The organism is Streptomyces sp. NPDC058195 (assembly GCF_042883525.1).
In the GTDB taxonomy this organism is placed as follows: domain Bacteria; phylum Actinomycetota; class Actinomycetes; order Streptomycetales; family Streptomycetaceae; genus Streptomyces.
This window is the reverse complement of record NZ_JBHVVM010000022.1, coordinates 11,615-23,990: the sequence shown is the minus strand read 5'-3', so window position 1 is coordinate 23,990 and position 12,376 is coordinate 11,615. Positions and strand designations below refer to the sequence as shown.

The window sequence follows — 12,376 nt, the reverse complement described above, 5'->3', positions numbered from 1 at the left end:
GGTGCCCGGCAGCCGCAGGACTTCGGGACGCGGGGCGACGTCGGGCCGGACCTCAGGAGGATGCTCAACTGGTCCCCCACTCCCAGGAGTCGACGTACGCCGTCACACCGGTGCGGCGCGCCTCGGCCACCGCGGTGAGGCGGTCGAAGTCGCCGGGTGGCATCAGCTCCTCCCACTCGGCCAGTGGCAGGACGCGGACCTCGTCGTGCTCCAGCGGGTCGAGGGTGATGCCGCGGATCTGCTCGGCGGTGAGCCGTCCGCCGTCGAAGACACAGCCGATCGTGCTGTACGGCCATCCGCCGCCCGGCGGGCTGTACACCGTGGCCAGAAGCCGGGGCGGTCCGGCGGGCGTGATCCCGGTCTCCTCCGCGCACTCCCGCACGGCCGTCTGCCAGGGATGCTCGCCGTGGTCCATGGTGCCGCCCACCAACTGCCATGGGTACGCGGGGGAGTAGACGGAGTGCACCTGGACCGGCTGTTCGTCCTCGTCGGTGAAGTAGAGGCACGCCCAGAGGGTGGCCTTGGGAACGGTCTCGGCATAGTGCTCCGGTGCCGACGGCGTGGATGTCGCGCCGGGGCGCCCGCCCGGTACGGTCAGCTGCGGGGAGGTGGCTGTCATCCGCATCAGTGCCGGACTGCCCGCGAAGCCCAGTTCACGGTAGAGCGGCGCCGCCTGCGCGCTGGAGTGGAGCTCGAACAGCGTGACCTGTTCCGTGCGCAGGTGATCGAGGAGCGCGGAGACCACGGCCCGTGCGTGGCCGCGGCGCCGGACGTCCGGGCGCGTGGCGACGATGTGCACGCGGGCGGCCAGCCCCTTGGGGTAGGCCGGGGCAGGAAGTACGGGATGGATCAGTCCGAGGGCGCACGCGTCGATCGAACCGTCCCCGGCATCGATGACGAAGGCCCGCGCGTCCCCGGCGTGGGTGAGCCGTGGCGCCAGTTCCTCGGCGCACCGCAGAATCCACTCCTCGCTCAGGGGCTCGGACAGGACGTAGTCGGAGCGCAGCCGGACGATGCTCTCGGCATCCTCGGGCACGGCCACGCGCGGGTGGGCGACGGGCGCCGGGCGGCTGCGGCAGCCGGTCGCGGTACGGGAGCGGGGCACATGTCCTCCTCGGATGCCCGTCCCGCCGCAGGTCACGGCGGAACGGGAGGGACGAAAGCGGTCAGCGGGCCTGGGTTAAGGGCTGTCTCGTGCTCCCTGGCGGGCGTGCGACGACAGCCACGGCACCTCGCCGCGTTGTCGGAACGCCCGGATACATCCAGTATTCGGGCGTCCCTCCGCCGTGCGACGCACCGCGTCTGACGCCGCACGCTGATCCACCGGGGATGACGCGACAGCCCTTAGCCCAGGGGTTCGGCGAGGGGGCCGCCGGTCTGGGGCAGGGGGGTCGTCCGACAGGGTCGTGAGGTTCAACGATCAGGCCGGGATATCGAACACCTGTGTTTCAGCCGGTTCTGAAACCCGGGGGCAAGGCGGTTCGTGGCCGGTGGAGGGCGCGGTGACCAAGGGTTTCGGGGGTGGGAGAAGCGCGCGGGTTGGCGGGATTTGATCCTTCGACAGGGTGGCCGGGGCCCGGAAATGGGCAGGCGTGGCCCGTGCGGCTCGTGGCAGGCTGCGCCGTATGCCAGGTCGCGCGTTGAGCTTCGGAGCAGTGGCACGGTCGTACGAGCGGTTCCGGCCGGGGTACCCCGCGGAACTCGCCGGTCTGGTGATGACGTACGCGGACCGGCCGGTCCGGACCGCCCTGGAAATCGGTGCCGGGACGGGCAAGGCAACCCGGGTGTTCGCCCGGCGGGGGGTAGCGGTCACCGCCACCGATCCTGATGCGGCCATGCTCGCCGAACTGCGCAGGCACGTGCCGCCGGGCGTGCGTGCCGTGCGGGCGGCCTTCGAGGACCTGCGACCCGGCGAAACGTACGGGCTGGTCTACGCGGCGGCATCGTTGCACTGGACCGAACCGGACGGCAGGTGGGAGCGCATGGCCGCGCTGCTGGAGCCGGGCGGCGTCTTCGCCTCGTTCGGCGGGCCCCTGCACCTGGCCGACCCGGCCGTCGAGGAAGCCGTGCGGGCGGTGCGGGCACCGTTCCTGGAGAGCGACGAGGTCCCGTCCCCGGACGGCACGCCCCCGGGAAACGCCATGCAGTGGCCCGGTTCGGAGCTCCAGCGGTCCCCGTGGTTCACCGGCGTCCGGCAGATCGTGGTCGAGCGCCGCCTGACGATGAGTCCCCGCGACTATGTCGGTCACCTCTCCACGATCTCCGCCTATCTCACCCTTGCGCCCCCGCAGCGGGAACAGGTGTTCCGCCTGATCGGGCAGGTGCTGCCCGAGAAGGTCGAGATGGCTGCCGACATCACCGTCCATCTCGCCCGTCGGCGCCACGAGCGGTAGTGCCCGGTCGCCCGTCTCGCTCCGTCGGCTGCCCGCGGCGCTGGTGGGTCTCGGCGAGGTGGTCCCGCAGCCGTGCGTGACGGAACTGGTAGACCGCACCGGCCTGGCGCAGAACGCCGCGTACGCGGGCCTCGGCCAGGAAGGCGTTCACCCGCCAGGGGAGACGCCCTGACAGCGGCAGCCAGAAGCGGACCAGGAGCACCCAGCGGCCCCAGGCAGTCAGCGTGCAGACCCCGACCGTCATCGAGAGGCCGACCGCGGCACCGGAGGGGAGACCGAGGGTGAAGCCGTTGAAATACGTGACGGCGGTTCCGTACCCGAGCCCGAGCACCAGCCCGGCCGTCACCGCCTGGACGAGCACGATGGTGCGGTTCGTACGCAGCAGGGCCGTCGCGTTGACCGTTTCCTCCGGCTTGGCATCCGTCTCGAACCAGGCCATCAGCGCGAGGACGAACCCGGTCCCCAGCCCGATCAGGAGCCCGGCCACGAGCCAGTTCCCGAAAATCATGACGGCCGAGAACCAGAGGCGGCGGCAAGGACAGAACTCGATGACCGCGTAGAGCGTGATTCCGCTGCCGAAGACCGTTCCGAAGACCAGCCCGCCGACCAGTCCGCCGCCGACTCTGGGAAGCAGACACTCCCGCACTCTTCTGGTTCGCGCGCGCCTCGACTCGCCGCGGATCTGGATCTGCATGCGGGACGGCTTGAACGCGCCCGCGGTCTTGAGCTTCGAGGCGAATCCGTGCATGAGACCGAAGGACAGCCCGCTCCCCAACGCGTTGAGGGCCACGATCACGAGTACCGGGCCACTCAGGAAGATCTGGAGGAGCGCGGCCGCCGCCGCGGATACCAGTCCGCACAGGACCCCGGAGACGGCCATCCGCGTGGACAGCCTGATGGTCGTGCCCAGGTGCCACCACTCGATGTCCTGCGCGTCGGACCGCTGCGTGCCCGTCTTCTGGCTCTTCAGGTGTGTGGCGAGGTAGCCGAGCCAGTGGCCCGCGCGTTCGGCGCTCCAGCGGCGGCGTTTCGGAAGCGACAGGTTGAGGATGGCGTCGTACGAGCGGGGAACGAAGGCGTCGAGCAGGTGCTTCTCCACCGTGTCCCGGGAACCGGTCTCCGCGAGCCCCAGCAAGTCCTCGGGAGCGCCGCCGGACGCCTGGAAGGCCTCGGCCATGGTGAGCATCAGGGGGGTGGCCAGTACGGCAGCGAGCCGGTCGGCGGCCGGGTCACCGGGATGGTCGCTCAACCGGCTCAGGACGGGTGCCCATGCGGCCGAGGAGCCGAGGCGGGCAGCACAGTCGTCATGCGTGAGGTCTGTCAGTTCGATGCCGGGGAAGAGCCCTTCGCCCGGCCCGACGTCCACGAGGGCCTCGTGACGGCTGGTCACCAGGAGCGGCAGGTCGTGGACCCGGAGCTGCCGCAGCGCGGGTGCGTGGAACGCCTCCGCCAGCTCGTCGAACCCGTCCAGGATCGCCAGCACGTGGCCCCCCTCGACCAGTTCGGCGGCCCAGGTCCCCTCATGGAGCGGCCGTCTGGCGAGAAAGGGATGGTCCCGTTCCAGGCGCTCGACCAGCCAGTCCCTCAGGAGCACGGCGGTGGGATCCCATGAGCCCAGACTGAAGATGACCGGAACTGGTCCCTTCTCCGCCCAGGCGCCGTCTTCCAGGCGGGCCTGCGCGAAGCGCCGGACGAGAACGGACTTGCCGGAACCGGCCCGGCCCAGCACCATCAGCTGGCTGCGCCGCTTCTTCAGGTAGACGGCCGCGAAGGCGCCGAGCCGGCCGGTCAGGTCGAGCGGTGTGGCGTCCGCCAGTGCCACCGAGATCTCCCGGACACCACTTCCTGGGCCGGTCAGCTCACTGGGCGCCGCACGGCAGTGCAGGGGCAGCGGCTGACCGCTCCGCAGCTGCTGCTGGACCTGGTCCCGTCTCAGGTCGGCGAGGAGCCGCTGGGTGAGGATGCGGAGGTTCTCCTTCACGGTGGCCGGGTGGCGGCCGGTGCCGGAGACGATCGTGATGTCGCCGGTGAAGACATCCCCCTCGATATTGCCGCCCGCGGCCACGGCGCGGTTGCCGTCCGCCCGCACGGTGCGCGGCAGGCTGTTCATCGGTGGGGAGCGCCGTGCGGAGCAAGGGCGTGGAGCACGGGAATTCCTCTGTCGCGCTGCGGAATCGGGGCCGCCACGCTAACCGTGCGGGCGTCCCGCGTCGAACGGCATCGCTGCACACGTCCAAGGACACGTCAATTCCGGTCAGTTCTTGACGGCGACCGCCGGGCTCCGCCCCGCCCGGGAGGCCCGTGCTCCGGAGCGGACCGGTGCACCCGTACCGCGCGGAGCGCTCCGCCTCCGTCCGCGGAGGCGGCCACCGCCACCGCCACCGCCGACACCCCACTGCGGCCCGGTGCGGGGCGGGGGTGCCGGGGAGTGGTGGGTCGCGGTGACCGTACGGCCGGCCGGGACGCGGCACATCGTCGGGTGGCGCGGCTCTGGCCCGTTCGGGGCCCTGCGCCCGGCGGCCGGACACCGGTGGAGCCGGACGCGTTGGGCGAAGGGCACCCGCCGCGGCCCTCCGTGGTGGAGTGCGGGCACGCGGGGCACGGCGAGCGCAACGGGGCGGTTCAGGACGGTGATGCGGTCCAGGGCGCGCCGGTCGCGGACAGCCGATGCGTCACCACGCAGACCACCGCGAGCAGCAGGGCCGAAAGCGCCAGCGTGAGGACGAGATGGCCGTTCAGAACCAGCGCGGCTCCGCCGAGAGCGCCCAGGAACATGGCCAGAACCGACAGAATCCGGCGGCCCGCCCGCGGCCCCGCACCGCCCGCGACGGCGGAGTCCGCGGCGAGCCCCGTAAGCGTCAGGGTCAGTACGGTCGTGGTGAGATCGGGGACGCCAAGACGCCGGGCGACTGCGTTCTGCACCCCCATCGCGGCTCCCAGGGACACGACCAGCGTGTACTGGACACCGGCGGTGACCTGACCTGCGGTGACCGACGCGGCCACCACGGCAACGACGAACAGGAGCGTCTGCACGGCCGTGGCGGCCTTCAGCAGTCTGCCGCGATGGGCGGTGTACCGCCTGCCCAGTGCGCCGCCCGCCAGGGCGCCTGTCAGGAACGCGACGAGCGCGACGACGGAGGCGAGCGCGGACAGGCCCGGTGCGCCGACGAGCGCAAACCCGAGGAACACCACGTTGCCGGTCATGTTGGCGACGAAGACGTGCCCGAGCCCCAGATAGCTGACCGCGTCGACCAGTCCGGTGACCACGGTCAGTGTCAGCAGGAGGGGAGGCAGCGGACCGTGGCGGTCGCCTTGGGGCGGCGCGAGTGTGTGGACCGCGTCGCTCAGCAGCCTGCGCATAGGTCCGCCCTTTCTGTGCCGACGGCCCGCTGACCCGCACCGGCCGGTCGACGGCGCCCGGCGTGAGGCCGGGGGCCACCGGCCGGGCCCGGTGAGCATCAGCACCGCCGGGACGACCACGAGAACCAGCGAGTAAGCGTAGCCCTCGTTCCGCGTCCGCCCCGTGAGGCCGGCTTCATGTCCAGAGCTGGTCGCCGAGCGTCCCGGTGGATGCCGCGCCGGGCAGGACGTAAGCCACGGCGGAGGCCTGGTGCTGGAGGAACGGGGTGAGGGCGTCGCGGGCGGCCAGGCGGTCCTGGACACGGGTGAACTGGGCGGAGTCGCGCATGAAGGCACAGAAGAGGAGGCCGCGGTCGGCCGGGCCGTCGTCGTAGTTGTAGCTGCGGCGGAGCATACGGGCACCGCCGTCGAAGCGGGGGTTGGCGAGCCGCACATGGGCGGTGGCGGGGAGGACGTAGGAACCGTCGGGGTTCTTGGCGTAGATGTCCGGCTCGTCATGCTCGGCGGTGCCGGTGAGGGCGACACCGTCGCGGATGCGGCGGCCGATCGCCCGGTCGCGCAGACTCTCGGAGAGGGAGGCGAAGCCGGTGACGTCCATGCGGATCCTGCGGTAGACGAGAACGGTACTGTCCCGGTGGGCTCCGGGCGGGCCCCAGACCCACTGCTCGGCCGCCGCGTGACCGGGGTTGGCGATGCCGTCCTTGGCACCGAACAAGTTGCGCGGTGTGCTGCCCGCAGGAGTGTGGGGCAGGAAGCCGGACTGGGTCCAGCGAAGCACGGCCCCGGCCGTGTGCGCGGCCGCGCCGACGAGTTCGGAGACGACGGTGAGCGTCCAGCGGTCGGCCGCGCACAGCTGGACCAGAAGATCGCCGCCGCTGCGGCGCGGATCGATTCGGTCGCCTGGGAACGAGGGTAACTCGCCGAATGAGGCGGGCAGGTTGAGTCCGAGCCGGGCGGCGAGAGCGGGGCCGATGGCTACCAGAGAGGTGAGCCGGGTCGTGCCACCGCCTTGGAGCCGGGCGTCGGGTGGGGCACCGGAGGCCGCGGCGGCGAGCGTGTCCGTCAGCGTGCCGAGGACGTCGCGCAGGGCCTTCCGGCCGGTGGCAGCCGATTTCCGGGGAAGGTCGAAGGAGAGCAGATACGTCTCCGGCTGCGGGGGAGCCGTCACACCGGCCTGCCGGGCGCCGTGGAAGGGGATCGCGGTCTCCGCCGCCGGGGCGCCGGTGGTGGCACGGCCACCTGTCCGGCCGTTCCGCGCCACGTCGCCGGCCGCCGCACCGGCTCCGGCCGTGAGCGCCGCCCCCGCCGCGAGCAGTGCGCGCCGCCGTCCGAGGCCGGTTGCCGCGGGCCGGGGCGGATCCTGCGCATTTCCCTGTTCAGTGGGCATAGGCCTATTGGAGACGATAAAACATCTGCCATGCAAACCCTGTCTACGGAACGCCTGTTGAACCGTCCGGCAACCCCGAAGGGGGTGTTCCGGGCGGCCCTGCGTCTGACGGTGCTGGTCGCCGCGGCCGCGCTGGCGGCCACCGGATGCTCCGGTACGGAGCCGACGCCCGAGGGCGCGCGGCATCCGGCGGGGAACGTGCTGCGTGTCCCGCAGGACTTCTCCTCGGTGCAGCAGGCGGTGGACACCGCCCGTGAGGGCGAGACGGTGCTGATCGGGCCCGGTGTGTACCGGGAGAGCGTGCGCGTCACGAAGCCTCGTGTGGTGGTGCGCGGGACGGATCGCAACAAGGTGGTCTTCGACGGCGGGCTGCGCCGGGCCAACGGCATCACCGTGACCGGCGCCGGCTCGGTGGTGGAGAACCTCACCGTGCACAGCTATCTCGCCAACGGCGTGCTGTTCACCGGAGTCACCGATGAGCGGTTGCAGCAGCGCGGCGCGGGCGGTTCCGCCTACGACCCGCTGGACACCACCCGCTTCCCTCCCGTCCGGGGCTTCCGGGCGACGCGGGTCACGGCGTACAACAACGGCCTCTACGGCATCTACGCCTTTGACGCACGCGACGGTGTGATCGAGGACTCCTACGCCTCCGGGCATGCCGACTCCGGAATCTATGTCGGCCAGTGCAAGCCCTGCGCCACCGTCGTCCGCGGCAACACCGTGGAGCGCAACGCGGTCGGCATCGAAATGACCAACGCATCGGACAGCCTGTCGGTGCTGGGTAACCGTGTGGTCCGCAACAGGGTCGGCGTCACGGTCAACTCCAACGACCTGGAGGCCCTCGCCCCGCAGCACGGCGCGCTGATCGCGGGCAACGTGGTCGCGGACAACAACGCCGACGACACACCCGAGCAGGCCGACGGGGGATTCGGCATCGGGATCGGGATCGGCGGCGGGACCGCGAACCGTGTCCAGCGCAACCTGGTGCGGGGCAACCGGGCTGCCGGAGTCGTCGTCACCGACCCGCCGGGGCATCCGGCGAGCGGCAACCGCGTTGAAGGCAACCGCACCACCGGCAACGGCATCGACCTCGTGCTGGCCTCGGCCGACCCCGGCAACTGCTTCACGGGCAACCGGCCCGCCACCCAGAGCCCGAAGGGCCTGGAAGGACGCGCGGGCTGCGGCGGCGGAGGCCGGGGCACACTGCCCACGGGCCGGACCGTGACGGTGCAGGCGCCGCCCGGCATCCCGTTCAACCAGGTCTCCGCCCCGCCCGCCCAGCCGTCCATGCCGGACCCGATGGCGCCCGGCAGCCCGGCGACCGGCCTGCCAGGGGCCATCGACGCAGCCGCCTATCCGCTCCCGAAGGACGTGGACGCCCTACCGCGCACCCACTGAGCACCTCCCGCGGGGTTCACGGCCCTCGTCCACCGTGCCGCTCCGCGGGCGGGGCGAGGAAGACGGTCGGCTGCCGCGGATGCCGGGGCCCGCATCGGCACGGTGAGGTCAGCCGGTGCCCCACGGCGCCTCGGGGAGCTTCGCCCGGCGGTCGCGCCCGAGGAACTCCACGGTGGCCGGAGTACCCAGGCCCGCCATCCGCATCGTCACCCGCCGCAGGCCCCCGTCACCGTCTACCCAGTACGTCAGCGGCGACCGTCCGCCGTCGGGCCCCGCACCAGGTGTGGAGCCCTGGGCGCGCGGCCCGGCGAACCGGTCGTAGGCGCGGCCATCGATGCGGTCACGACCCAGCCGACGCGCCCCGGACTGTGCGAGCAGCAGCGGGTTGTCGGGGCGGTCGGCACCGAGCTCGATCAGCAACTGGAGCCCGGCGTCCATGGGATCGGCCGTGTAGGAGCGAGCGGACCAGCCCGAGCGAGGGACGCGCTCGGCCTGCCGCCAGGGCGGTCCGTTGTCGCCCTTGGGCGCGGGGGCCAGACCGAGGCCGCCGGAGTCCCAGACGATCAGCCCGTGGTCGAGCTGCCCGGTGGTGGCCCCGGAAGTGCCGGAGGAACCGGTGACCCGGTAGCTCCCCACGGCCCGGTGGTTCCGGTAGTCCACGACCCCCTTGACCCGCACCACCACACCACCGCCCTCGGTGGCGGTCAGGGTCACCGCCACGGGGCTGGCTTGGAACAGATTCAGCCGCGACATCGCCAGTCTGGACGCCTCATCCATCGTCACCGGCCGCTCAGCGATGGCGGTGTCGTCGGAGCGGGACCGGTAGGCGACCAGGCCGCCCACTGCCGCGCCGCACGCCGTGACCGCGATCAGTGTTCTCAACCAGAGGGCCCGACGCGGCGTTCGGCCGCCGGGTTTCCTCTTCCGAGCCATGCGCTCGCCCTCTCTCATCATTCGGTCACATGGGAGGGCGGGCTCGCGAACCGCTGGTCCGCGAACCCGCCCGAGCCGGCCCGGACGGTCACCGGTGCCGGCCGCCCGTTTCCAGGGCTAGCGGTGCTGTGCCTTTCGCCTGCGCATCAGTACGACCAGTGCCGCACCGAGGACCGTGAGCGCGGCACAGCCAGCCAGCGCCAGCGGCACCAGCTGACTCGTGCCGGTGGCCGCCAGACCCGCATGGGGTGTGCGGCCCGGTGCGCCGGGTGTGCCCGGAGCCCCCGGCGAACCCGGTGTGCCCGGTGCCGAGGCCGTCGGTTTCGGTGTGGGCTTGGTGGGAATCCGTCGGTTGACCGCTGTCACCGAGACTCCGTCGTCGAGGTTGTCGGAGGTCAGTACGAGGGGGCCGAACACGGCCACCTCCGGTGCGGCGTATCCCGCGGGCGGGCTGACTTCCTGCCAGTAGTACGTGCCCGCTGTACCGGTGCCGCCGCAGATGCCGTTGGTCCCGGTCACGCACGGCTTGCCGACCTTCGTGTCCGGTTTCGCCCCGGAGGTCTGCAACTCCTCGGAGCCGTTCGTCTCCTTCCACAGCTGGAATTTTGCCCGAGCCAACGCCTTGCCGTCCTGGTCATGCTTGATCAGGCGCAGTTCGCCTTCCTGCTGCCGGAAGCCGAAGTCGTAGGTGTGGTCGTTCTCCCCGGGACCGCCGGTGGTCAGCGCCCGTTCCGGGAAGCGGGCGCCGCGCGGGACGATGCCCTTGGAGTCGATGAAGTGGTTGTCACCGACATCCGGCTCCGTCGGCACCCACTGGTGGAGCGGGCCGCCCTTGGCGTAGTCGGCGGGTTCGTCGAGGCGGATGGTGTATTTGGTCTTCGGCCTGAGGCCACCGGTGACGTTCGAGTCGTCGAAGTAGTACTCGCCACGCGCTGTCGTCTCGGTCGTCCCCACGAGCTTGCCCGACGCGTCGTACAGATGGACGGTCGCGCCCACCACCGGGCGCTGGCCCGGCTTCTGGAGGCCCGTGCGCTCGGGGTCGTACCAGACCCGGTTGCCGATCTGGAGCGGGGCCTGGTCGCAGAGCACCTCCAGGTCTCCCATCGAGGCGCCCTTGCCGAACGGGGCCACGGCGCCGGGCGGGTTGAGACGCAGGCCGAACTTCGGGTCCTGCGTGCCGTCGCGCTGGAGGAACGACGTGCCGTACCCGAGCGCGGTGTGGTTGGGGTCGAAGGCGGAGGTCGCGATGGTGTTCTCCACCTTGGAGAGCGCCATGCCGGCGAACGCCGTGTTGCGGTGGCCGCCCCAGCTGGTGTCGAAGAAGCGGGTGCCCCGGGGGGAGAGCCCGCAGCCGTTGTTGGTGTCCATCACGTACATGCCGTCCGCCAGGCAGGCCTTGTTCAGGTCACCGCCCGACATGACGACGGCGGCGGAGTTGGGGGTGGGGCCGGCCGGAGCGCGGTCGCCGAAGCGGTCGCGGAAGGCCAGCAGCATCGAGCCGTCCGACTCGAAGTCGATCTCGCCCACCTGCGGTTCGGGGTTGGCGATGGTGGAGTTGCCGCACGGGCGGCCGTTCTGCGCGTCCGGGTAGGTACCCGTCCACGGGAACCAGCCCGCACCGTCGCACGGGCCACTGCCGACCGTGGACTGACGCGGGTAGTCGAGCGGCTGGTCGAGCACCGGCCTCCGGAACGCTCCGGTGCCGAGGTCGAAGGGCATGACCACCGCACGCAGGTCCGTGAGCTTGCCGGTGGACTCGCCGGAGCACACGCCGCCGACGTAACCGACGCCGTCATGCAGGCCGAGGCCGAACGGGCGCCAGTCCTCCGCCGCCGGGCAGCCCGGGTCGGGGATGGCGGTGGCGGCCTTGGGCGCCACCGCGGTGGCCGCCGTGGCGTCATAGCGGTAGAGCTTGCGGTTGTTGAGATTGACGACGAAGAGGTGCCTGCCGTCATCGGTGATCTTGATGCCGCCCAGGCTCTCCTTGCCGGGTGCGGTGAGGAAGGCGTCGTCAGTGCCCTGGCCGTGCGGTGTCGTCCCCGCCTCCGGGACGACGGTGAACAAGGTGGTCTTCTTCTGCGCGCGGTCGGTCACGTAGATGCCTCCCGCGCCGCCCGGACCGTAGTCCGTGGTGCGTTTGGCCAGCGCCGAGGAGAACACCCGCTTGTCGGCCTTGTTCCACGCGATGCCGAACAGGGTGCCGGTCTCGGCGTTGGTGGCGACGTCCGTGACGTTGACGTCGACGCCGTCCTGGCCGCGCGCGTCGTACGGGAAGGAGACCAGGGTGCGCTGAGTCCCGCCCTCCCGCGTGGTGGGCTGACACGTCGTCACCAGTGGGGCGTTCTTCTGGCAGTAGTCGGCCGGACTCCACAGACCCGTGGTGTACGCGACGTTCTTCTGGCCGGACAGGTCGACGAACTCCTCATTACTGCTCAGCTGGTGGGGAGCGCCCTCCAGCCCCTGGCGCGAGGCGAAGGCCGGGAACAGTACACCCGGCTTCGGATTCACCACCTGGACCCGGTACTTACCGCTGGCGGAGCCGCCCGCCGCCGGAGTCAGCGTCACGGTGCCGTCGGCCGCCGTGACCCCTTCGACGCCGGTCCCGGCGTCATCGCTGAGGATCACCTTGACGCCCGCGAGGCCGGGTTCCAGCGCGGGTGTCCACACTCCGCCGTTGTCGACGGCCCGGATCACCCGGACCGTCACGGAACCGGCCTCGGTCTGTGAGTGCGCCGCGGGCGCCACGGCTAACGAGCCGCTACCGATACCCAAGGCGAGCACGGCCAGACAGCCGGCGGTGGGGGGGGCGGGGCGGGGCCGCCGCCGCCCCAGCCGCGCGGGCGCGGGACCCATAGCCGGTGGGGTGGTATAAATAATATAAAGGGCTAAGATTTAAGAAGGGCTA

The 12,376-nt window shown here is 71.6% G+C and carries 8 protein-coding genes; 2 read left to right on the top strand and 6 right to left on the bottom strand.

Translation table 11 applies throughout. The features are described 5' to 3' along the window. Positions 1-64: 64 nt before the first annotated feature. The gene (locus tag ACFVWY_RS25005; protein ID WP_389876428.1) at positions 65-1,105 is read right to left on the bottom strand and encodes a GNAT family N-acetyltransferase; all 1,041 of its coding nucleotides are present in this window, start codon (positions 1,103-1,105) and stop codon (positions 65-67) included. A 535-nt stretch (positions 1,106-1,640) separates the two neighbouring features. On the opposite strand from ACFVWY_RS25005, the gene ACFVWY_RS25000 reads away from it, so the two are divergent. Further along, positions 1,641-2,393, top strand: coding sequence for a class I SAM-dependent methyltransferase (locus ACFVWY_RS25000; RefSeq protein ID WP_389876426.1), 753 nt, complete (start codon positions 1,641-1,643; stop codon positions 2,391-2,393). Here ACFVWY_RS25000 and ACFVWY_RS24995 read toward each other — a convergent pair. From ACFVWY_RS24995 to ACFVWY_RS24985, 3 genes are all read right to left on the bottom strand, one after another. Next, positions 2,356-4,503 carry an NACHT domain-containing protein gene (locus ACFVWY_RS24995; protein WP_389876424.1) on the bottom strand — a complete coding sequence of 716 codons (2,148 nt, stop codon included), beginning with the start codon at positions 4,501-4,503 and terminating at the stop codon, positions 2,356-2,358. The genes ACFVWY_RS25000 and ACFVWY_RS24995 overlap by 38 nt on opposite strands. 512 nt (positions 4,504-5,015) lie before the next feature. Further along, on the bottom strand, positions 5,016-5,753 hold the full coding sequence (locus ACFVWY_RS24990) for a YoaK family protein (RefSeq protein ID WP_389876422.1): 738 nt from the start codon (positions 5,751-5,753) through the stop codon (positions 5,016-5,018). Positions 5,754-5,928: 175 nt separating this feature from the next. Further along, the gene (locus ACFVWY_RS24985) at positions 5,929-7,140 is read right to left on the bottom strand and encodes a Dyp-type peroxidase (RefSeq protein ID WP_389876419.1); all 1,212 of its coding nucleotides are present in this window, start codon (positions 7,138-7,140) and stop codon (positions 5,929-5,931) included. A gap of 57 nt (positions 7,141-7,197) precedes the next feature. On the opposite strand from ACFVWY_RS24985, the gene ACFVWY_RS24980 reads away from it, so the two are divergent. After that, positions 7,198-8,538: a nitrous oxide reductase family maturation protein NosD gene (locus ACFVWY_RS24980; protein WP_389876416.1), complete on the top strand. Its 1,341-nt coding sequence runs from the start codon at positions 7,198-7,200 to the stop codon at positions 8,536-8,538. Between the two features lie 108 nt (positions 8,539-8,646). On the opposite strand, the gene ACFVWY_RS24975 is transcribed toward ACFVWY_RS24980, so the two are convergent. Both ACFVWY_RS24975 and ACFVWY_RS24970 read right to left on the bottom strand, forming a co-directional pair. Next, the gene (locus tag ACFVWY_RS24975) at positions 8,647-9,420 is read right to left on the bottom strand and encodes a hypothetical protein (RefSeq protein ID WP_389876414.1); all 774 of its coding nucleotides are present in this window, start codon (positions 9,418-9,420) and stop codon (positions 8,647-8,649) included. Between the two features lie 168 nt (positions 9,421-9,588). Beyond that, entirely contained in the window at positions 9,589-12,177 is a 2,589-nt protein-coding gene (locus ACFVWY_RS24970; RefSeq protein WP_389876411.1) for an SdrD B-like domain-containing protein, read from the bottom strand. Positions 12,178-12,376: the final 199 nt, after the last annotated feature.

What these genes read in the sequence shown, in the direction of transcription:
- ACFVWY_RS24985 (WP_389876419.1), bottom strand. Translation starts at nt 7,140, where the DNA reads ATGCCCACTGAACAGGGAAATGCGCAGGATCCGCCCCGGCCCGCGGCA.
- ACFVWY_RS24990 (WP_389876422.1), bottom strand. Translation starts at nt 5,753, where the DNA reads ATGCGCAGGCTGCTGAGCGACGCGGTCCACACACTCGCGCCGCCCCAA.
- ACFVWY_RS24995 (WP_389876424.1), bottom strand. Translation starts at nt 4,503, where the DNA reads ATGAACAGCCTGCCGCGCACCGTGCGGGCGGACGGCAACCGCGCCGTG.